At 63.3% G+C, this 21,924-nt stretch carries 17 protein-coding genes and 2 pseudogenes; 7 read left to right on the forward strand and 12 right to left on the reverse strand.

The window, feature by feature from the left end:
• Window positions 1–6: 6 nt before the first annotated feature.
• The 6 genes from E5S69_RS15340 to E5S69_RS15365 form a co-directional block, all read right to left on the reverse strand.
• Complete coding sequence (locus E5S69_RS15340; RefSeq protein WP_171515502.1) at window positions 7–1,020, reverse strand: tripartite tricarboxylate transporter substrate binding protein; 1,014 nt, start codon at window positions 1,018–1,020, stop codon at window positions 7–9.
• A gap of 41 nt (window positions 1,021–1,061) precedes the next feature.
• Window positions 1,062–2,288, reverse strand: coding sequence for a CaiB/BaiF CoA transferase family protein (locus E5S69_RS15345; RefSeq protein WP_171515503.1), 1,227 nt, complete (start codon window positions 2,286–2,288; stop codon window positions 1,062–1,064).
• A 126-nt stretch (window positions 2,289–2,414) separates the two neighbouring features.
• Entirely contained in the window at window positions 2,415–3,284 is an 870-nt protein-coding gene (locus E5S69_RS15350) for a patatin-like phospholipase family protein (RefSeq protein WP_171515504.1), read from the reverse strand.
• Complete coding sequence (locus tag E5S69_RS15355; RefSeq protein ID WP_236901349.1) at window positions 3,281–4,501, reverse strand: CaiB/BaiF CoA transferase family protein; 1,221 nt, start codon at window positions 4,499–4,501, stop codon at window positions 3,281–3,283. The genes E5S69_RS15350 and E5S69_RS15355 overlap by 4 nt, the downstream gene beginning before the upstream one ends.
• Complete coding sequence (locus tag E5S69_RS15360) at window positions 4,498–6,462, reverse strand: flavin-containing monooxygenase (protein ID WP_236901350.1); 1,965 nt, start codon at window positions 6,460–6,462, stop codon at window positions 4,498–4,500. The genes E5S69_RS15355 and E5S69_RS15360 overlap by 4 nt, the downstream gene beginning before the upstream one ends.
• Window positions 6,463–6,564: 102 nt before the next feature.
• Window positions 6,565–7,533: a Bug family tripartite tricarboxylate transporter substrate binding protein gene (locus E5S69_RS15365; protein WP_171515505.1), complete on the reverse strand. Its 969-nt coding sequence runs from the start codon at window positions 7,531–7,533 to the stop codon at window positions 6,565–6,567.
• 190 nt (window positions 7,534–7,723) lie between these two features.
• Between E5S69_RS15365 and E5S69_RS15370 the strand changes: the two genes are divergently transcribed.
• Complete coding sequence (locus tag E5S69_RS15370; RefSeq protein ID WP_171515506.1) at window positions 7,724–8,506, forward strand: IclR family transcriptional regulator; 783 nt, start codon at window positions 7,724–7,726, stop codon at window positions 8,504–8,506.
• Between the two features lie 370 nt (window positions 8,507–8,876).
• On the opposite strand, the gene E5S69_RS15375 is transcribed toward E5S69_RS15370, so the two are convergent.
• From E5S69_RS15375 to E5S69_RS15395, 5 genes and pseudogenes are all read right to left on the reverse strand, one after another.
• On the reverse strand, window positions 8,877–9,305 hold the full coding sequence (locus E5S69_RS15375) for an NUDIX domain-containing protein (protein ID WP_171515507.1): 429 nt from the start codon (window positions 9,303–9,305) through the stop codon (window positions 8,877–8,879).
• Window positions 9,306–9,466: 161 nt separating this feature from the next.
• Complete coding sequence (gene ald, locus E5S69_RS15380; RefSeq protein WP_171515508.1) at window positions 9,467–10,585, reverse strand: alanine dehydrogenase; 1,119 nt, start codon at window positions 10,583–10,585, stop codon at window positions 9,467–9,469.
• 52 nt (window positions 10,586–10,637) lie between these two features.
• Window positions 10,638–12,080 (reverse strand): phosphonoacetaldehyde dehydrogenase, encoded by a 1,443-nt coding sequence (gene phnY / locus E5S69_RS15385; RefSeq protein ID WP_171515509.1) that lies wholly within the window; start codon window positions 12,078–12,080, stop codon window positions 10,638–10,640.
• A 99-nt stretch (window positions 12,081–12,179) separates the two neighbouring features.
• A pseudogene (gene phnA, locus E5S69_RS15390) lies at window positions 12,180–13,416 on the reverse strand (phosphonoacetate hydrolase).
• Window positions 13,417–13,445: 29 nt separating this feature from the next.
• Window positions 13,446–14,135: a phosphonate utilization associated transcriptional regulator gene (locus tag E5S69_RS15395; RefSeq protein ID WP_171515510.1), complete on the reverse strand. Its 690-nt coding sequence runs from the start codon at window positions 14,133–14,135 to the stop codon at window positions 13,446–13,448.
• Between the two features lie 177 nt (window positions 14,136–14,312).
• Between E5S69_RS15395 and E5S69_RS15400 the strand changes: the two genes are divergently transcribed.
• The 6 genes and pseudogenes from E5S69_RS15400 to E5S69_RS15425 all read left to right on the forward strand — a co-directional run bounded on the left by E5S69_RS15400 (window position 14,313) and on the right by E5S69_RS15425 (window position 20,873).
• The gene (locus tag E5S69_RS15400; protein WP_171515511.1) at window positions 14,313–15,335 is read left to right on the forward strand and encodes a putative 2-aminoethylphosphonate ABC transporter substrate-binding protein; all 1,023 of its coding nucleotides are present in this window, start codon (window positions 14,313–14,315) and stop codon (window positions 15,333–15,335) included.
• 73 nt (window positions 15,336–15,408) lie between these two features.
• On the forward strand, window positions 15,409–16,539 hold the full coding sequence (locus E5S69_RS15405) for a putative 2-aminoethylphosphonate ABC transporter ATP-binding protein (RefSeq protein ID WP_171515512.1): 1,131 nt from the start codon (window positions 15,409–15,411) through the stop codon (window positions 16,537–16,539).
• A pseudogene (locus E5S69_RS15410) lies at window positions 16,536–18,265 on the forward strand (putative 2-aminoethylphosphonate ABC transporter permease subunit). The gene E5S69_RS15405 and the pseudogene E5S69_RS15410 overlap by 4 nt, the downstream one beginning before the upstream one ends.
• A 44-nt stretch (window positions 18,266–18,309) precedes the next feature.
• Entirely contained in the window at window positions 18,310–19,437 is a 1,128-nt protein-coding gene (locus E5S69_RS15415; protein WP_171515513.1) for a 2-aminoethylphosphonate--pyruvate transaminase, read from the forward strand.
• A 212-nt stretch (window positions 19,438–19,649) separates the two neighbouring features.
• A complete protein-coding gene (locus E5S69_RS15420; RefSeq protein ID WP_171515514.1) occupies window positions 19,650–20,339 on the forward strand; it encodes an ArsR/SmtB family transcription factor in 690 nt (229 codons plus the stop codon).
• A 27-nt stretch (window positions 20,340–20,366) separates the two neighbouring features.
• A complete protein-coding gene (locus E5S69_RS15425; RefSeq protein WP_171515515.1) occupies window positions 20,367–20,873 on the forward strand; it encodes a DUF6630 family protein in 507 nt (168 codons plus the stop codon).
• 45 nt (window positions 20,874–20,918) lie between these two features.
• On the opposite strand, the gene E5S69_RS15430 is transcribed toward E5S69_RS15425, so the two are convergent.
• On the reverse strand, window positions 20,919–21,851 hold the full coding sequence (locus E5S69_RS15430) for a LysR family transcriptional regulator (RefSeq protein WP_171515516.1): 933 nt from the start codon (window positions 21,849–21,851) through the stop codon (window positions 20,919–20,921).
• Between the last annotated feature and the right edge of the window lie 73 nt (window positions 21,852–21,924).

A 21,924-nucleotide genomic window follows, 5' to 3' on the forward strand; every position in this document is an offset into this window, starting at 1 on the left:
GATATTTTATTCCATTCTGATATTATATTTATCCCTGGCAGAATTCCAATTCACATAGTCACGCTCCATAACTTTCCTGAATTCAGAGTCATTAGAGCCGACCGGCACCAGCCCAAAATTCTCGATAAATCTCTCGCGGACCTTGGGTTTCGCCATCATCTTCTGCATGGCCACGGAAATCTCCTTCACAATATATCCAGGCGTGTTTGCCGGAGCAAAAACGCCAACCCAAGTTTGGGCTCCTCCTAGTGCAGGCAAGCCCAGTTCACCAATCGTCGGAACGTTCGGAAGCGCAGGTGAACGTTTCGGATTTGTCACCGCGAGCGGCGTCAGCTTGTTTTCCTTGATAAGCGGCATTGCAATTGCAGGCGTCAGTACCGCCGAGTCCAGGTTTCCTCCAAGCAAATCAGTAAGGATGGCCGCCTCTCCCCGATAGGGAACAACATTGAGCTTCAGCCCCGTCTCTCTTGCAATTGCCTCCCCATAGAAATGGGGTGTTGACCCGTATCCAGGAACACCAAAGCTCAGCGCCTCATGATTCTGGAATTTGCTGTTCTGTAGTTCGCGCCAGTTTTTGAACCTGGAATCACCACGAACCAATATCACCCCGACAGAATCCGCGAGCTGACTGACCGGGGAGAAGTCCTTGACAGGGTGAAACTTGGCCGCAGATGCATTTACAATGGGCGCCGTCAAAAATGCAGTGTATCCAATGCCAAGCGTGTAGCCATCCGGCTTGGCGCGGGCAAGATTCTGAGCGGCAATCATTCCGGATGCCCCGGCCTGATTTTCCACGATCACAGGCTGATGGAAGTTCTGATGCAACTCCTCTGCCACCAGCCGACCAATCGTATCTGCCATTCCACCGGGCGGGGCTGGAACTATAATCTTGACAGTTCCATTGGGATAGCCTGAAGGCTCGGCGAAGACGTGACATGAGACAATCGAAATGTATATCCCTACAATCCCCAACAGAATATATCGTAATCTTTCGATTAGCGCTGCTTGATTCTTATTCATCTTAAATCTCCCCACTCTAGGTTTAGTTATTGATTGAAGTACTAAATTACCCCAGCTGCCGACATCTTTTTTATCTCCGTCTCCGAGAACCCAAGCGCAGTCAAAGTTGCCTCCGTATCAACCCCCAGTTTTGGAGGGTGCTTCTCTCGCGCAGGTGTTTCGCTGAAAAATACCGGGTGTCTGACCGCAGGGATGGATCCCAGATCCGGATGATCCAAAGTCATTTCAATCCCGTTATGACGGACCTGAGGGTCATCGAATACCTGCGACATATCATTGATAGGACCACAGGGCACCCCTGTCCTGCGGAGTTGCTCGATGAGCCAATCGCGCTTTAGCGGAGCCATTGCCTCTACAAGAATCCGGGTCAATTCGCTACGGTTTGCCAGTCGGGACACGTTACTCGAGAACCTGGCATCATGCGCGAGATCATCGATGCCAAGCGCTTGGCACAAATGAATGAACTGCCGGTCATTGCCGGTGCCCAAGACCACCGCGCCGTCACTGCACATGATGACCTCGGATGGTGCTGCGATTGGGTTGGAATTGCCTGACGCTCTCGGAATCACGTCATTCAGCAGGTACGAATTGGCGAAATGTCCGTTTAGCGCAACGCCACAATTCAAGAGCGATGTCTCAATATATTGGCCCTGCCCGGTACGCTCTCGATGGAAAAGCGCACTCGCGATCGCCGAATTGGCATGTAGTCCCGTAAACAGGTCCACGATAGGAATAGCCGTTCGCATAGGACCGGCACCAAGCTCCCCTTCCGGCCTTCCACACGTACTCATCGGCCCAGCCATGGCCTGAAGGATGAAGTCATATGCCGGATAGGAGGCATATGGCCCGGTTTTCCCAAAACCTGTAATCGAGCAGTAAATTATGTCTGGCCGTATCTTCCTTATCGAGTCGTAATCCAGTCCATATCTAGCCAGGTCTCCAACTTTAAAGTTTTCGACAAGGACATCGCAAGTCGCGACCAGCGAAATGATTGCGTCAACACCTTCCGCCTTCGTGAAATCGATCGCAACAGATTTCTTTCCTCTGTTGTAACTCGTAAATACAGTCGATTCACCGCGGTAACAATCAAACTCATCCGAGTCGATCAACGGCATCATTCGCCTTGAATCGTCACCAACATGAGGCCGTTCAATTTTATAAACCTCTGCGCCAAGATCCGCCATGATTTGCGTGCACAGCGGCCCTGCGATGACGCGCGTGAGATCCAGTACTCTAACACCACTAAAAATCTGCTTTCCGTCAGTCATTTTTTAAAAATGGCGCAGTCAATGAGAGTATTGGGGTTATTTATCCTGGCATGGAGGCCAGCAACCAATGTGATCGATCCGGCGGCAATGATGCCGCCTCGAGTGCTGCATGCGCTTCTCCTCTCTTTATGGGGCAGTCCTTCCCATGTTCCACACCTGCGCAATCTGCTCCGCCATGCGCGCCCCTTGCCCGAGGCCAGCTTGCGCACTGGGCACGCAGCGCGACGGATCGAGCACGTTGTCGGTCATGGCATCCATCGACGCGGCATCGGGCACGATGATTTCCACTTGCGCCCCGCTTGCTCTCAGCGTGGCGACTTCCGCGCGAAGATGTCCGCTCACAGGGTTCCCATCCGCGTAGCCGAGCGGTGCGATCACGATCACACATCGGGCGGTTGGCGCAAGGTCGGCGTTGGTCAGCGAGCGGATACCGCCGTCCATATACGTACGGCCGTTGATGGGCACTGTCGGCCAACTGCCCGGTACGGCGCAGCTGGCGGCGATGGCGTCGACGAAATCTACGCCGCTGTGCTTGTCGAACACCACGTGCTCGGCCGTTTCCACATCCACCGCCACCACGCGAAGCATGCGCTCTGGCCATCCGTGACGCGGCAGGCGCGAAGCGATGATCTCCCGGCGCACGTCTACTGACACGGACTCGGTGCGCAGCGCGTAGGCGCCGATACGCCGCCGCGCGGCCGTCAGATCCCCGTGCACCTTTTCCATCAGCTGACGGTTGCGGGCATCGGCGTCGGACTGCGAATACTGCCTGGCCATTTCACGCGACTGCGAGGGCGGAACCAGTTGTCCTGCCAGCAGGATCTCAAGCCCGATGCCCGCGGCAATCTGCGCGCCGACAACGGAGCCCGCGGAGGTCCCCACGAACGCATCGGCGTGCGTAATGTCGACGCCCTTGCGCGCCATGCCCGCGGCAACGCCCGTCGCCCACGCAATGCCGGCCACCCCTCCCCCACCCAGCACGACGGCGCGGCTCATATGACCTCCGCACCGGTCAGCACCGCCAGGTCCTGTTCCGACATACCAAGCAAGTCCCCATAGATCTCCGCGTTATGCTGGCCGAGGGCCGGGGCCGGCTCGATCGGTTTCACCTCTCGATCGGGGAACTTTGGTACCACGCCGGCCATTCTGACCGGTCCGATATGCGGATCGGGCACCGACGCGATCGTTTCCCGCGCCTGGTAGTGCGGATCGTTCATGATGTCTTCGATGCTGTAGATGAAGGAATAGGCGAGCTTGGCCTCGTCCAGCTTTGCGCAGAGCTGTTCGACGGGCTGCCCCTCGATCCATGCGGCCAGCGCGGCATTGAGTTCATCCACATGCTTCCAGCGCTGTTCGTGCGTGGCGAAGCGCGGATCGTGGATCCAATCGGTGCGGTTCATGGCCAGCGCCAGCCGCTGGAAGCCCGAATCCGCCGACACCGTCAGGATCATGTAACGTCCATCCGCTGTCCGGAAATGCTCGCCTGGCGCGGCTGCAAAATGCTTGTTGCCCTGCCGTGCGCGCACGGTGCCCAGGCGGTCGTAGGCCGGTACAAGCACCTCGGTAAAGCGAATGACCGACTCGTACATCGCCAGGTCGATCTGCTGTCCTTCACCGTCATGCATGTCCCGGTGGTAAATGGCCATCATCAGCGCGAAGGCGCCCAGGATGGCCGTCTGGTAGTCGGCAATCGACGTGCCGATGCGCACGGGCGGGCGATCGGGGAAGCCCGTGATGCCCATCAGCCCGCCAAACGCCAACGCGATACGGTCATAGCCCGCGCGTTCGCGATACGGGCCGGTCTGGCCAAACCCGGAGATCCGCAACATCACCAGCTTGGGGTTGCGTGCTTTCAGAGCATCCCATCCGAGCCCCCACTTCTCAAGGGTGCCGGGCCGGAAATTCTCCACGATCGCATCGGCCTTTTCCACGAGCTGCAGCAGCAGGTCGCGCCCCTGCGGCTTGCGCAAGTCCAGCGTGATGGACTTCTTGTTGCGGTTCTCGACGCTCCAGTACAGGCATTGGCCATCGACGAACGGCCCAAGGTCCCGCACGGTGTCGCCGCGCCCAGGGACCTCGACCTTGATGACCTCTGCGCCGAAATCACCGAAAAGCGTGGCCGCGACCGGACCGGCGACCATGGTGCCAAGGTCCAGAATGCGCAGGCCGCTGAGCATGTGCGGGCCGGGACGGATGCCATCGCGCGTCATCATGCCGCTCCCTCGACGCGCTCTTGCCCGGCATCCTCCGGCTGCGCGCTCCTGACGATATAGTCGGCCAGGCCGGACGTTCGGGTCATGTGCCAGTAGTCGTCATTACGGAATGGCGTCGGCGCGACGATACGGCCTTTGCCATTGCGATACCAGTTCGACATGCCCTGATGCGTCCAGATCATGCGCGCGTGTGCATCCTGGACACGTTGGTTGTAGCGGTCATGCACGTCCTGGCGGACTTCGATCTCGAATCCTGCCGGATTCTCGTTGAGCGCGGCCTTCAGCAGCGACATCACGTATTGCACCTGGGTTTCGAGCAATGCCACCACGCTGCCACCATGGCCCAGCGCCGTGTTGGGACCGGCCAGCATGAAGAAGTTGGGAAACCCGGGCGTTGCTACCCCCAGGTACGCCTGCGCACCATCCGCATCCCAGTGATCTCGCACATTGCGGCCACCGCGGCCAATCAGCCGGAACGACGACAGCAGGTTGACGGCGTCGAATCCAGTGCAGACCACAAGGATGTCAGCCTCGAACCGCTGACCATCGGCCGTGATGACGGCGTTGCCATCGATCTTTTGGATCCCGTCGTTGACAATGCGTACGTTATCGCGCGTCGCCGTACGGAACCAGCCATTGTCCATCAGCATCCGCTTGCCGAATGGCGGATAGTCGGGCAGCACATCGGCCAGCAGTTCCTGGCGCTCGCCGAGTTCCTTCTTCACGTAGTCGGTGAAGTACTCGCGATGCTTGTCGTTGCGGCGGTTGATGGCCCGTTCCGGATGCGGCCATTCGGGATCAATCTGCAGAGAGGCGTGGATCCGGTCGTTGAAGATCCAGGCAAGACGCTGGCGGTACCACGGCTGGTAGTACGGCACTTCCTTCAGCAGGAACCGTGCGGCAGTGGGTACCGGCTTCTGGAAGCGTTCGAACGGTGCGGCCCACTGCTTCGAACGCTGGAATACGGTGAGCTGCGCCACGTGTGGCGCGATGGCCGGCACGATTTGCATCGCGCTGGCGCCATTGCCGATGACAGCCACGCGCTTGCCGCGAACGTCGAGCCCCTCCGGCCAGCGCGCGCTGTGGAAGCACGGCCCGGTGAAAGTGCCAAGGCCGGGAATATTGGGCATCTTGGGCACATTGAGCAGTCCGACGGCACTGATTACCACGTTGGCACGCAGTACGTCAGCATTGCCGTTTGCATCCGACACGCGGACCGCCCAGTCCCTCGTGCCTTCGTTGTAGATTGCAGATTCCACCTTGGTGCTGAAACGCACGTGCGGACGCACGCCAAAGCGATGCGATACGCTCACGAAGTACGCCTGGATTTCCTCGCGCAGCGCGAAATACCGCGTCCAGTCGCTGTTGGCGAACGAGTAGGAATAAATGTGGTTTGGCGTGTCCACGCCTGCACCCGGATAGCGGTTCTCGTACCATGTGCCGCCCACCTCGGCGTTCTTTTCGATGACCGTGTGCGGGATGCCTGCACCACGCAGCCGGATCGATGCGCACAGGCCCGCCACGCCGGCGCCGATAATCACCACATGGAAGTTGTCGGGCACGCGGTATTCATCACGCTGGTCGATCCGGAAGTCGTGGTCCAGCCCCAACCATGCGCCGACCATCGGGCCATAGGTATATGGGATCTCTTCGCCAACGCTACAGCGCAGCATCTCGACGAGTTCGTCCAGGCCGGGGTCTGGCAGCGCAGCGGCGGTACCGGCCTTCCATGCCAGCACGGCTTCGCGCGCGGCCGAGCAAATCTCTTGCTGTACTTCCGGCGCGAGACCGCCGGAGTCATGGTCATCAATGCCTCGGATATGCGTGCATTGGTAGCGTTTTGATAGCCAGCGCTTGTCGCCGGTCAGGTGCAGCAGCACCATGAGCAGCGTCGGTACATTGGCGGTCGGCAATGCTTCGTCGAGCTGTCGGGTCCAGTCGTGATCGGGCATCTGAGTCATCGTGTTCATCCAAGCTTCGGGCAAAAGGAGGGCCTCGGCCCGCTGCGAGCGGCAGCCGGGACCCGGAAAGTCGAGTGGGACAGGAAACGAAAAAGGAAAGGGCTATTTGACCTTCATGCCAGAGAGGCGCACCACTTCACCCCATTTCGCATACTCGGCGGTGACGGTCTTCTGCATGAACTGCGGCGTGCTCGGCCAGGGTTCGAAGGCGAGCAGATCGAGCTTCTGCTTGATCTGTGGCTGCTTCAGGACTTGCTGAAGTTGGGCATTGAGCTTCTGGACGACCGCTGGCGGCGTACCCTTCGGGGCAACCAGCGCAGTCCAGCCAAGCGCTTCATAACCTTTCACGCCGGCTTCAGCCATGGTTGGTATATCCGGTGCAATCAGCGAACGCTGGCTGTCAAGCACGGCCAGCGGCTTGAGCTTGCCGGCCTTGATGTTCGCTTGCTGTGCGCCGATGGTGTCCACCATAAGCTGGGCACGCCCGGACATCACATCGATGGACGCCGGTGCGCCGCCTTGGTAAGACACTGTCGTGATATCGACTCCGGCTTTCGACTTGAAGAGCTGCAGTGCCAGTTCGAAGGCTTGCGCGCCCGAGGCAAACATCAACTGGCCGGGGCGCTTCTTCGCATCACGCACGACAGCATCCACGCTGTCATAGCCCGCGGCCGGTCCGGCCAACAGCACCATCGGCGCCTTGGCCACCATGCCAATGGGCTCGAAATCGGTCAGCGGGTCGTACAACCTGGTGTTTTGCAGATGCGGCCCAGTAGTCAGCGTCCCGCTCACCGCAAGGCCAAGCGTGTAGCCGTCAGCCGGGGCCTTCGCCACCATGCTCATGGCCAGCATGCCTCCTACCCCGGGCCGGTTCTCGATCACGAACGGCTGGCCATTGAGGCGGGACAGTTCCTGTCCGACGATGCGACCGATGGTGTCCGAGGCACCGCCTGGCGGATATCCCACCAGCAGCTTGACCGGTCTGGCCGGATAGGCCTCCTGCTGTGCCAATCCACTCGCCGGCGCCAGCAACGCAAGGCAGGCTGCGGCAATGCATTGAGTGCGTGTCATGTTGTCTCCGTTTCCTCTCTGGTTTTCGACTGCATGGACAGTATCGATGCCCGGCCGGACTGTGGTAAAACAGCACGTGTCAATTTGTTCATAATGTGAATGAGCAAAAGCGATCCCGTTGCCAGAATGTGGAGAATCCGGAGAATGGGGTTTTATAGGAGTTCATATTGTGACTATTGAGCGTGCTTCCATGACCAGTCCCGAGCGCACGCGTGGCGCCCAGGCGGTGTTTCGCGCCATCGATCTGCTTAAACTGGTGGGCCTGAACCATGAGCACGGGATATCACTCGCGTCGCTGGTTGCCGAAACGGGGCTGGACCGCGGCACGGCATATCGCTTGTTGAGTTCGCTCGTGCAGAGCGGCATGCTCGCGCGAGACGACGATAAGCTCTATCGCCTGGGACTCGAATCGATGCAATTGGGACTGGCTACCATGAGCCGCGTACCTATCATGGAGCGCTGCCGGCCCACGATGATCCGTCTTGCCCGCCGCACGGAAGATACGATCTATCTGGTGGTTCGCAACGGCGACTACGCCCACTGTGTGCACTATGAGCAGGGTACGTTTCCCATCAAGGCCCTGGTGTTGCATGTGGGTGGCCTGCGCTTGCTGGGGGTGGGATCCGCAGGCACGGCATTGCTGTCCACGTTGACCGACGCCGAACTGGAGTCTTTCCACGCGCGCCATATGAGCAAACTTCCCGCCGAGCGAAGCTCGCTGTCCCACCTGCGCCGACAATTGGCACTGATTCGGAAGCAGGGCTACGCAAGCACAGACAACCTCGTGGCGACTGGCGTGAGTGGCGTGGGCATAGCATTTCAAGTCACTCCAGGGACGTACGCCGCGATCAGCGTAGGCGCCATTCGCTCCAGATTGGACGATGAGCGACGAAAGTGGATCGCAAAGGTGATGAAGGAAGAGTTACAGAGCGGTGGATGGGGGTTAATCGTGCCCGCGCAGTCCGGCGCGTGAACAATTTGACTACCCTGCGAACTATTTCACCTTGCCCGACTTCTAGCGAAGAAATCGTAGTGCTGCCTGCCGCATCCAAGTCCGACGAATCCGCGTCGATCCAGACGCGTAGCGCCACGCGCGAAGGTCGCATCTGCTAGGTGTAGCGCTCCAGGAGACACAAGCCCCCAGATACTGCAGGGGGCTTGGCATAGAGAATAGTCTCATGCACGTGAAATCGTGCAATCACGTGTCCGGCCTCCATGCCCCTGCCCCACGGCGACGTGCCCGAGGCTAGTCGCTCGCTAGCCAGCGTAATGTGTGGATCCTGTCCGTCGCCTGACGGCGAAGCAAGGGGCGACGGCACGGTGTCGATCCGCTTCGGCGCGTCCTATTCCCTTGGCGGCGAGCCGACCACACTGGCCGCCCACTCCAGAACGGGACCGAACCGCGGCGGCAACAGGTCTCGTGCCCGCGTGAGCGTTACCCAGCGATATTCGTGATGCTCGGGGCGGCCCAGTTCCGCGCTGACCGGCAATGCCACCTCGCCGCAAGGCGAGGCGGCAAGATAGATCCGCGCAATCTTGCCATTGGCATACGGGGCGGTTTCCCGATAGTCCTCGCCCCAGCAAAGCTGCAGGACGGACAAGCCGGTTTCCTCCCGGGTCTCGCGCAACGCCGTGGACAACGGGTCTTCGCCCGCGTCCGACAGGCCCTTGGGCAGGTCCCAGTTCCGATACGCGCGCAACACCAGGCAGCGCCATTCATCGTCGACGCACCGCATCACAAGCAGCCCCGCGGAACGCTTGCCAGTTGTCATTTGCGCCTCCCTATGCCCGCCGGCGCCTGGTTGGGCGGCAGAGCCGAGTCCTGTGCGATGCAGCACTCAGCCCTGCCGGGCCGGCCCTACGCATTGTCCACCTTTATGAGGCCAGTGCGCGACGCCATCCGCTCACGGTAGCCGATTTGCTCGCGACCGGCTCAATGCCTCAGCAGCTGCGCAGGTTCGTGGTAGACATGGCCAAGGTCGTGGGCGACTTCCTTGCAGGTCACCTTGCCGAACGCCACGTTCAGGCCATTGGCAAGGTGCGCGTTGTCCGCCAGTGCGGTCTTCCAGCCTTTGTCGGCGATCTGCAGCGCAAAGGGCAGCGTGGCGTTGTTGAGGGCATAGGTCGATGTACGCGGCACTGCCCCCGGCATATTGGCTACGCAATAGTGCAACACGCTGCCAACCAGGTAGGTCGGATCCGCGTGGGTCGTCGCCCTGGCGGTTTCGCAGCAACCGCCCTGGTCTATCGCCACATCGACGATGACCGCACCCGGTTTCATTGCGTCCACCATGCCGGCAGTCACCAGCTTGGGTGCGGCCGCGCCTGGGATCAGCACGCCACCAATGACCAGGTCGGCCGACAGTACATGGCGCTCCAGGTTGTCCTGGTTGGAGTAGACCGTCGTCACGCGGGCGCCCAGCAGGCGGTCCATGCGTCGCAGCGCATCGATATTGCGGTCGATCACCACCACGTGGGCGCCGGTGCCCACAGCAATCTGCGCCGCGTTGGTGCCGACCACGCCCGCGCCCAGGATGACAATCTTGGCCGGCTCCACGCCCGCCACACCGCCCAGCAGAACGCCCATGCCGCCGCGCGCCTTCTCCAGGCAATTGGCCCCGGCCTGCACCGACATGCGGCCAGCGACCTCCGACATCGGCGCCAGCAGCGGCAGGCCGCCGCCGGCCTGGGTCACGGTCTCGTAGGCAATGCACACCGCACCGCTGCGGATGAGATCGGCACACTGGTCCGGATCCGGCGCCAGGTGCAGGTAGGTATAGAGAACCTGGCCCTCCCGCAGCATGGCGCGCTCGCCGGCCTGGGGCTCCTTTACCTTGACGATCATGTCAGCCTTGGCAAAGATCTCCTGCGCCGTATCGACGATGGTCGCGCCGGCCTTGCGGTAGTCGGCATCGCTGGCGCCGATGCCTGCACCGGCGGCCGTCTGCACCAGCACGTGGTGGCCGTGTGCCGTCATCTCGCGCACGGACGACGGCGTCAGGCCGACGCGATATTCGTGGTTCTTGATTTCCCGCGGAACTCCGATCCTCATGGCTGTCTCCTTCCTTGGTGTTATGTGAATCCGGTACGATGGCGCTGCCGCCTTACCAGGGCAGCGAATAAGTCTTGGTATTGCAGAAGCTCTTCATCGCTTCGAGCACCCCCTCCTTGTAGCCCAGCCCTGAATCCTTGATGCCGCCGAACGGTGTCATCTCAAGACGATAGCCAGGGACCTCGCGGACATTGACCGTGCCGACGTGCAACTCGCGGATCAAGCGGGTGATGTAGTCGAGCCGGTTGGTGCAGACCGACGACGAAAGCCCGTACGCCGTGCCGTTGGAGATCCGGATAGCGTCGTCGATATCTTTAAAGCGAATCACCGGCGAGACCGGGCCGAAGGTTTCTTCCCTGACCACGGTCATTTCCGGGTCCACGTGGTCGAGGACGGTAGGCGCGTACAGTGCGCCGTCGCGCTTGTGGCCGGCGAGCAGGCGCGCGCCGCCGGCGATGGCGGCATTCACCACGGACTCGAACTGGATCGCAGCGGCCTCGTCGATGACCGTGCCCATGTCCGTGTCGGGATCCAGCGGGTCGCCATACTTCACTGCCCGCGTCTTGGCGACCAGCAACTCGACAAAGCGGTCGGCCACGGATTCCTGCACCAGCATCCGTTTGACGGCGGTGCATCGCTGCCCGGAGTTCTTGTATGAGCCACCGGCGGCCAGCGTCGCGGCCTCCTCCAGGTCGGCGTCTTCCATCACGATGATCGGATCGTTGCCGCCCAGCTCCAGCACCTGGCGCTTGTATGCGGCCTTTGCCGCGATGTACTTGCCGATCGGCACGCCGCCGGTGAAGGTCACCAGATCCACGTGCTGGCTGGTCAGCAATTCGTCGGCGATCTCGCGCGGATCGCCGGTGACGACCGACAGCATCTGCGGTGGCAGGCCGGCTTCATAGAGGATATCGGCGAGTGCGAAGGCGGCCAGTGGCGTCTTCTCGCTCGGCTTGAGGACGATGCGGTTGTTGGTGGCCACCGCTGGCGCCACCTTGTGAATCACCTGGTTAAGCGGGTGATTGAACGGCGTGATGGCCGAGATGGCACCCAGCAGCGGTTCCTTGAGCGTATAGACCTTGCGGCTCTTGCCGTGGGGGGTAAGGTCGCACGAGAAGACCTGGCCATCGTCCACCAGCGCCTGGTTGGCGGCGAACAGCAGCACGTCGGAGGCGCGGCCGACTTCATAGAGCGTGTCCTTGAGCGACAAGCCCGATTCCAGGGTGATCAGGGTTGCAATCTCATCCTTGCGCTGCGCGATGATGTCGCCGGCGCGCATCAGGATGCGGTAGCGGTCGTAGCGGGTCAGGGTCGAACGGTACTGATGGGCAATGCGCAGGGCGCGGCGCACGTCTTCGATATCGGCCTTCGGCACCGTGGCGATGACTTCCCCGGTGTAGGGATAAGTCACCTCGATCACGCGATCGCGATAGACCTTTTCGCCGGCAATCCGCAGCGCTTCATGGCGAATGCTTGACGTGACTGGTGTGCTCATGAGTGTCTCCTCTTGGTTTGAATCGGCGGGCACGACTGTCCCCCCGCCCCTGCGGCGGGGGCGTATCGGGACAGCAGCCAGCGATTCGGGAAGGTGCCGTCAGGCGGCGTGATTCAGCGCGAGGTCAAGCGCGTCGAAGTTGCGCAGGCGACGGCCCGGACTGAGCCCCACCATCGCGCGATTGCAGATCAGCGGCACAACCTGCTCCGACACCCCGCCGTGGGAGCGCAGTGGCGCGTCCAGGCCGGACAGGTCGTGCCTGGATTTCGACGTGCCAATCACAACGCTCTGGCGTGAGACCGTAACGATGTCGCCGATGCGGTCGGGCGGCAGCCCGAAGCGCTCGGCTGCCTGCTCGCGTGTGAGTACGCTGTCCATGCCGTCGATGTCGGCGATGCGCGGAATCCATCGGGCCGCACTCTCGGCGTCCGGCGTATAGATCGTTGCAAACGACCCCAGCGCGCCGTGGTGCACCACATAGGGGTCGGTAATGGGCAGGATGACGCGGGCCGCCCCCTCGCCGTACCAGGCGTCGAGCTGGTCCTGCAGGTAAATGACGTTGGGCTCGCCGGTAGCGTCGTGCTTGTCGTTCATGCCGTGGTCGGCGGTCAGCACGATGGTGGCGCCCATGGCATCGAGCCGGCTCAGGTAGCCGTCCATCATCCGGTAGAAGGCGTTGGCGGCCTCGCTGCCCCGGAGCGGCCTTGTGCTGCACGTAGTCCGTGGTGGAGAGATACACCAGGTCGGGCCGCTCTTGCTCCATCAGTTTGACGCCGGCGGCAAAGACAAACTCGGACAACTCCGCGCTGTAGACCGACGGCACGGGCATGCCCACCATCTCCACGACACCGGTGATGCCGTTTTCTTCGAGCGTGGCCTGGTCTGCCTTCTCCGAAGAGAAGCAGATGCCGCGCAGGCCGTGGCCGAGCAGCTTGCGCAGCTTGTCCTTGGCAGTGACCACCGCCACCCTGGCCCCGGCGTCCGCAAAAGCAGCAAGCACGGTGCCGGCGCGCAGGTATTTCGGATCATTCATCATCACTTCGGCGCCCAGCTCGCGGTCGAAGAAATAATTGCCGCAGATGCCGTGGACCGACGGCGGCACGCCCGTGACGATGGACAGGTTGTTGGGATTGGTAAACGATGGGATCACGCAGTCGCCCAGCAGGCTGGTGCCGCGCTGCATGACACGCCGAAGGAAAGGCGCCACGCCCGCTTTGGCGGCAGCGTGAAGGTATTCCGGCGCACAGCCGTCCACGCATACCACGACCACCGGCCGGTCCATCCAGCGGTAGGTCCTGCCGTTGACTTCGATCCTTTCGGCCTTGGTCGTTCCCATTTTCAATCCCCTTGGTGATGAGCGTCAGCTCATGGTTCTTTGTTACTGCCTGGATGCACCTTGCGGTGCGCCTTGAGCATGCGTACGCGGCTGGCGGCCACGTGCGCGCGCAGCGCAGCGCCGGCGCGCCTGGCATCGCCCGACACGATGGCGTTGACGATGGTGCGATGTTCGTCGGCGGAGACATCAAGCCCCCCGCCCTGGGTCAATGCCTGCATGCGAAACAGATGCAGCTCCTTCACCAGCCGCCGGTAGGTCTCGGCGAGCTTGCTGCTACCCGCGCGATCCAGCAGCAGTTCATGGAAGCGCAGGTTGAGCGAGGCGTAGGTGGCCGCCTCCTTGTTGTTTGCGGCCTCTTCCATGGCGCCCACCAACTGGTTCAGGTCATCCGCCAGCGTTGCGTTGACGCGCTGCGCCACACGCTTGCCGATGATTTCTTCCAGGGCCTCGCGCAGTTCGTAGATTTCATCGGCCTCCTCAACCGAGATCTCGCGCACGAAGACCCCGCGATTCTTCTCGTTGCGCACCAGTCCGGCTTCCTCCAGCGCCCGCAGTGCTTCGCGGATGGGGCCGCGGCTGGTGCCGAAGCGCGCAGCGATGTCGCTCTCGTTGATGCGCGTGCCGGGCGGCAGTTCACCGGTCATGATCAGTCGTTCGATTTCCTCCTGCACCAGCATTGGCAGCGAGCTTGAACGCAAGAGTTGGATGGCGTCGGTCATTCCCATGGCTCCATTAAAGTGGGCGAACTGTAAATTGTCAACAGTTTTCAATCTTCAGTTGACAGTCATCAGCCTACGTTCTACATTGATTTCCAATCTTACCGCAGGGTGTCGATGCGGCACACCGCGGCAGGGCAAACAGGACAGACGACAGATCTGCCAAACACGGAGACAAGCATGAGACATTCCCTTGCCATGGCGCTGTGCGCCTCTTCCCTGGTATTCGCCACAGGCATCGCCGCCGCGCAGAAGACCACCTTGACGGTCTACACCGCGCTGGAGACCGATGCGATGAAGCTCTATAAGGACGGCTTCGAGAAGGCGAACCCCGATATCGAAGTGCGATGGGTGCGCGACTCCACCGGCATCGTTACCGCCCGGCTGATGGCCGAAAAGGCCAACCCGCAGGCCGACGTGGTGGCCGGGCTGGCCGCCAGCAGCCTCGTGCTGCTGTCACAGGAAGGCATGCTGCAGGCCTACGAGCCGAAGGGCTTCCAGCAACTGAACCCGACCTATTCCGATCCGGCGCGGCCACCGCAGTGGGTCGGCATGGACGTATGGGCCGCCACCATCTGCTTCAACCGGGTCGAAGCGCAGAAGCTCGGCCTGCCCAAGCCCGAAAGCTGGAAGGATCTGGCCAAGCCCATCTACAAGGGCCGCATCACGATGCCGCACCCGGCTTCCAGCGGCACCGGCTACCTCGATGTGGCGGCCTGGCTGCAGATGTGGGGCGAAGCCGATGGCTGGAAGTACATGGATGGCCTGCACGAGAACATCGCCCAATATGTGCACTCTGGCTCCAAGCCGTGCAAGCAGGCCGCCACCGGCGAGTTCCCGATCGGCATCTCGTTCGAATTCCGCGGTCACCAGGTGCGCAAGGCCGGTGCGCCGGTCGACCTGGTCTTCCCCGCCGAGGGCCTGGGCTGGGACATCGAGGCCACCGGCATCATGAAGACGACCAAGAAGGTGGCCGAGGCAAGGCGTTTCGCCGACTGGATGGCGAGCCGCGACGCCAACCAGATCAGCGCCAACTGGTGGGCCGTGGTGGCCTATCCCGGCGTGGCCAAGCCGCTGGACGGCATTCCCGCCAATTATGAGAGCCGCTTCGCCCGCAATGACTTCCAATGGGCCGCCAGGAACCGCACCCGCATCCTGGCCGAGTGGAGCAAGCGCTACGACAGCAAGGCCGAAGCCAAATAACTCGCGCCGGGGCGGGCGCCCGTCCGCCCGGTCTTTCACGACCTGTAGCCATCACCACATAGTGGGGACCCCCATGGAAATGACCAGCGCCAAGTTCGTCGCCACGCGCGCCGGCAGCGTGCCCGCCCTCGAGATCCGCGGCGTGCGCAAGGAATTCGAATCGTTCTGCGCCCTGCGGCATATCGACCTGACCGTCTACCAGGGCGAAATGCTGTGCTTCCTCGGCCCGTCGGGCTGCGGCAAGACCACGCTGCTGCGCATCATCGCCGGACTGGAGCAGCAGACCGCCGGCACCATCCTCCAGGCCGGGCGCGATATTTCGGCCCTGCCTCCCGCCCGGCGGGACTACGGCATCGTGTTCCAGTCGTATGCCCTGTTCCCCAACCTGACGATTGCCGACAACGTGGCCTACGGCCTTGCGAATCGCCGCGCCGGCCGGGCCGAGACCGCGCAGCGGGTGCAGGAACTGCTCGAGCTGGTGGGCCTGCCGACCTCCGCGCGCAAGTATCCGAGCCAGCTGTCGGGCGGCCAGCAGCAGCGCGTGGCGCTGGCCCGGGCGCTGGCGACCCGGCCCGGGCTGCTGCTGCTGGACGAACCGCTGTCAGCGCTCGATGCCCTCGAACGCGTGCGCCTGCGCGGCGAGATCCGGCGCCTGCAGCAGCAAGTGGGCGTGACCACCATCATGGTCACGCACGACCAGGAAGAAGCCCTGTCCATGGCAGACCGGATCGTGGTCATGAACCACGGTGTCATCGAGCAGGTCGGCACGCCGCTGGAGGTCTATGAAAGCCCGGCCACGCCCTTCGTGGCTGACTTTGTCGGGCGCGTAAACGTGCTGTCCGCGACGGCCCTGGGCGGGCAGCGCTACCGCGCGGGCACGCTCGAACTGACCTGTGGAGGCTGCCGCCGTGAGTTCGAGCCCGGCACGCCAGTCAATCTCTATGTTCGCCCCGAAGACCGCCACATCGGCGAGCTCGGCGACGACATGCCCAACCAGCTGAGCGTCAACATCGAAAAGGTGGAATTCCTCGGCGACACCTGCATGGCCGAAGTCCGCTGCGAGCAACTGCGCGACCAGTCGCTCAGCCTCCAGTTCACCCTCGACCAGTTCCACGATCACGGTATCCGCGCCGGCCAGCCCCTTCGGATTGCGCTGCGCGCCAACCGCATCCAGGCCTTCGCGGCGACAGGAGCAAGACGATGAAAGAGCTCGCGCTTCCCCAAACGCCCGAGGCCACCGACGCCGGCTGGCTGGCCCGCCTGAACTGGGACGAAATCATCGCCCGCGCGGTGCTGGCCTGCGTCCTGCTGGCGCTGTTGCTCTTCTTGCTGGCGCCGATGGGTGCCATCCTCGGCAATGCCGTGCTCGATCACGACGGCCATTTTGTCGGGCTGGCTCACTTCGCCGCGTATATCAGGACGCCGGCGCTGATGCAGTCGGCACGCAACTCGGTGCTGCTGGCCGGCAGCGTGGTCGGCATCTCGGTGCCACTGGCCTTTGTCTTCGCCTATGCGCTGACGCGCACCACCCTGCCCGCGCCGCTGAAGGCGGTGTTCCGGCTGGTGGCACTGATCCCGCTGCTGGCGCCGTCGCTGCTTTCCGCCATCTCTTTCGTGCAATGGTTTGGCAATCAGGGCGTGCTCAAACCCCTTCTGGGCGGGGCGTCGATCTATGGCGCGCCCGGCATCATCATCGCCGAGGTGTATAACACCTTTCCCCATGCATTGATGATCCTGGTCACGGCGCTGTCGCTTGCCGACGGCCGCCTTTATGAGGCCGCCAGCGCCCTGGGCGCCAGTACCTCGCGCAAGTTCTTCACCGTTACCCTGCCCTCCTGCAAGTACGGCCTGATCAGCGCGGCGACGGTGACCTTCACCTATGTCATCTCTGACTTTGGTGCGCCCAAGGTGATTGGCGGTGACTTCAACGTGCTTTCCATCGACGTCTTCAAGCAGGTGATCGGCCAGCATAACTTTTCGATGGGTGCGGTGGTGGGGCTGCTGCTGCTGGTGCCGTCCGTCCTCTCATTCATGATCGACACCGTGGTGCGCCGCAAGCTGCGCGCCCAGCTCACCGCACGTTCGGTGCCCTACGCGCCCAAGCCCAATGCCTGGGTCAACACGCTGCTGGGCAGCTACTGCGTACTGGTTTGCGCACTGTTGCTGGCAGTGGTCGGCATGGCGGTCTATACCTCGCTGATCAAGCTGTGGCCATACGACCTGACGCTCGGCCTGCAGAACTACCGCATGGTGCTGTTCGAGAGCGACATGGCGGGTGCCTACAAGAATAGCCTGGTGCTGGCCGGCGCCACGGCGCTCACGGGCTCGCTCATTGTCTTCACGGGGGCCTACCTGATCGAGAAGACCCGCAACCTGGGGCTGATGCGGCCGCTCATGCATTTCCTGGCGGTCCTGTCGATGGCGGTCCCGGGGCTGGTGCTTGGGCTTGCTATGTCATCTTCTTCAATCATCCCGCCAACCCGCTCAACTTCCTTTACAACACGATGGCGCTGGTGATCCAGTCGACCATCATCCACTACTACACCTCGAGCCACCTGACGGCCATTACCGCCCTCAAGCAGATCGACAACGAGTTCGAGGCGGTCTCGGCCTCGCTCAAGGTGCCGCAGTGGCGCACGTTCCTGCGTGTCACGCTGCCGGTATGCCTGCCGGCGGTGCTCGACATCGCCCGGTATTACTTCGTGGTGTCGATGGCCACGCTGTCCTGCGTGATCTTCCTCTATACGCCGGAAACCATCCTCGCGTCGGTGGCCATCATGCACATGGACGATGCCGGCGACATCGGCCCGGCAGCCGCCCTGGCCAGCCTGATCGTACTGACGTCCACCGCCATTTGCCTGGTCTATGCCCTGTGCACCCGCGTGCTGCTGCGACGCACGCAGGCCTGGCGCGACCTGGCCCGCGGCTGAGCATCGCTTTTCCACAAGCCAATAAACCGCCATCAGGAGACACCATGACCGCCACGCCCTACCCCATTCTTCTCACTCCCGGCCCCCTCACAACCTCCGACCGCACCCGCGAGGCCATGCTGCGCGACTGGGGCTCGTGGGACACTGACTTCAACGCCATTACCGGCCGCATTCGCCAGCAGGTACTTGCGATCGTGCATGGGCAAGGCACGCACGAATGCGTGCCGCTGCAAGGCAGCGGTACCTTTTCCGTGGAGGCCGCCATCGGCACGCTGGTGCCGCGTGACGGCCATGTGCTGGTGCCTGTGAACGGCGCCTACTGCCAGCGCATCGCCAGGATCTGCAAGACGATCGGCCGGCGCCTGTCCACCATCGAGTATGCCGAGGACCGCCCGATGCGGGCCGCGGACATCGACCGTAGGCTGGCGGCGGACCCGTCCATCACCCACGTCGCCGTGGTCCACTGCGAAACCGGCACCGGCGTGCTCAATCCGCTCGAGCAGATCGCCCAGGTGGTGGCCCGGCACGGGCGCGGACTGATCGTCGATGCCATGAGCTCGTTCGGTGCGATCGACATCGACGCCCGCGCCACGCCGTTCGACGCCGTCATTGCCGCCTCGGGCAAATGCCTGGAAGGGGTGCCGGGCATGGGCTTCGTCATCGTGCGCCGCGTCGCGCTGGAACGCTGCGAAGGCAACAGCCCCTCGCTGTCGCTCGACCTCTACGACCAGTGGCGATACATGGAACGCACCACGCAGTGGCGCTTCACGCCGCCGACGCACGTGGTCGCGGCGCTTGACCAGGCGCTCCAGCAGTATGTGGAAGAAGGCGGACTCCCGGCACGCGGCGCCCGCTACACGCGCAACTGCGCGTTGCTGGTGGATGGCATGGAAGCGCTTGGCATCAAGCCCTACCTCGATCGCAAGGTGCAGGCACCGATCATCGTCACGTTCCACGCGCCCGCCGACCCGCGCTACGACTTCAAGACCTTCTATCAGGCTGTCAAGCAGCGCGGCTACATCCTGTATCCGGGCAAGCTGACCGAGATCGAGACCTTCCGCGTCGGATGCATCGGCCATTTCGGCGACGCCGGCATCCCCGGGGCGGTAAAGGCAATTGGCGAAGTCCTGGCCGCGATGGGCGTCGGCACCGGACAGAGCGTCGCCGCATAAGGGATCCGAGGCGTCATTTGCGCTGAGTGAAAGCCTTCGCGGTGCCTCCGCGGAGGCCTTTCTCATTGGCAAGGGAGTTCCCGCCCGGCGGCCGGCCGTAGCGGTTGCGCCAGCGCGGTAGTGACCGGCTCGTTGCGGCGTTTTGGCCATCACGGCGAGCGAGGCCAACCTTGCCTATACTGCGCATGATTCCCTTCAGCCCACGCCAAACCATGGATTACACCCCCGGCATCAGCCACCTCGCCAGCCTGCTCGCCGATCCCGGCCGCGCCGCCATGCTGTGGGCGCTGATGGACGGCAGCGCGCGCCCGGCGGGAGAGCTGGCGTTGATCGCCGGCCTGTCGGCGTCTTCCACCAGCGGGCACCTGGCGCGGCTGTCCGAAGGCGGCCTGCTGGTGGCCGAGACGCGCGGGCGCAACCGCTATTACCGGCTGGCGACGCCGGAGATCGGCGTGGCGATCGAGGCGCTGGCGTCGGCGTCGGTGGCGAGCCAGCCGCCGCGGCTGCGGGCGGTGCCGGTGTCGCGCACCGCACCGCCGGCGCTGCGCCAGGCGCGCACCTGCTATGACCATCTCGCGGGCGAGCTGGCAGTCGGCCTGTTCGAGCGCATGACGCAATCCCGCTGGCTGATGCTGGACGGGCAGCGCGTCGAACTCAGCGGCGACGGCGCGCAGGCGCTGGCGCGGCTGGGCGTGGATGTGGATGCCGCGCGCCGCAAGCGGCGGCAGTTCGCCTGTACCTGCCCGGACTGGAGCGAGCGCAAGCCGCACCTGGGCGGCGCACTGGGCGCGGCGCTGCTGGGCAGCCTGCTGGGGCGGGGCTGGATCGAGCCCATGCGCACCTCGCGCGCGCTGCGCGTGACACCGGCCGGCCAACGCGAGATCATCCGCATCGCGGCCTAGCATGCCGCGGCAACCGGGAGAAAAAAGATGGCCACACCGCTGGATGACGAGTCGCAGGACGCGATCGCGCGTTTCTTCGCCCTGATCAACCTGGGCGACAGCGCCCAGACCGCGGCGCAGCTGTCGATGTTCGAAGATGCGCTGCTCGATGCCGAGGACGACGACACCGAAGGCCCCGAGCTGCTGTGGGTGGTGCGCGAGGTCATCGACTGGCAGTCGGGGTTCTTTGTCGACTGGAAGGATGCGCAGTCCTTGATCGGCTGCCTGAACCAGCTGTGCGAGCGGATGGACCTGGAACTCGACTGGGGCACCGACGACCCCGAGGACGAAGCCTTCCTGGAGAGCACCAGCGTGCCGGAGCTGATGGAGCTGGCGCACAACCAGCTGCGCGTGGCCGGCTATACGCTGTGGAACTGGGACACCGGCGGCGACGCCTACGGCGGCTGGATCACGCGCAGCGAGGACGACGAAGAGATGCTGGACCTGGCCGAGATCCTGCGCTTCGAGGTGCGGCCGGCGGATCAGCCTTATTGACCGCGGCCCCGGCGTGTTGCATGGCGTGCGTGGAGCGCGCAGCGCCTACGCACTCTCGCGCCGCCGGCCCGCGGGGCGCCGCGTCTCGGGCACGCCCAAGGTCTGCTCCAGCATGTCCAGCAGCACCCGCACGCTCGCCGGCATCAGCTTGCGCGCCGGCATGAGGACATAGACCTTCAGCGGCGACGAGGCGTAGGCCGGCAGCACGCGCACCAGCTGCCCCTGCGCCACCGCATCCTGCACGAAGCGCGGCGACAGCCGCGTCACACCCAGCCCGTCGAGCGCCGCCTTGAGCCGCAGCTCGGCGTTATGGGTGCTGATGCGCGGCGCGACCTCCATGCGGGCGATCTCCACGCCATCACGCAGGAACTCCCAGTGCCGGTCGTCGGCGTTGCCCAGCGTGGGCCAGCCCTGCAGGTCCTGTGGCGTGCGCGGCAGCCCGCGCGCCTTGATCAGCGTCGGCGCGGCATAAAAGGCGCGCTCGACCAGCACCACCCGCTTGCTGGCAAACGAGGTGTCGTGCAGCGCGGTGTCGGTCATCACGAAGGCCAGGTCGTAGCCGTGGCGGATCAGGTCGGGCTGGTCCCAGCTGACGTCAACCTGCACGCGCAGGCCCGGGTGGGCACGCAGCACGCGCGTCAGGCTTTCTGACAAGTGTTGCGAGCCGACTTCATACGGCGTGGAGATGCGCAGCAGGCCGCTGACTTCGGCGCTGTCCGAGGCGGCCTCGGCGCTGATTTCATGCAGTTCGGCAAACAGCGGCGCTACGCGCTCATAGAGCCGCTGGCCGCGCTCGGTCACGCGCACGCGGCGCGTGGTGCGCTCGAACAGGCGCACCCCAAGCTGGCTTTCGAGCCGCGCCACCGCGGCGCTGGCGGAAGACTTGGGCACCTCGGCGAGTTCCGCGCCCTGGGTAAAGCCGCCGCCTTCCACCACGCGGCAGAAAATCTCCCAGTCCTTCCATTCGACGGTCTTCATGCGGCGCCTCGTGATTGCGGTGCGCCGCGATTGTCCCACAGGGCCGGCGCTGGTGCATCGGCCCGGATGGGTG

Source organism: Cupriavidus necator (assembly GCF_013141915.1).
Taxonomy (GTDB): Bacteria; Pseudomonadota; Gammaproteobacteria; order Burkholderiales; family Burkholderiaceae; genus Cupriavidus; species Cupriavidus necator_B.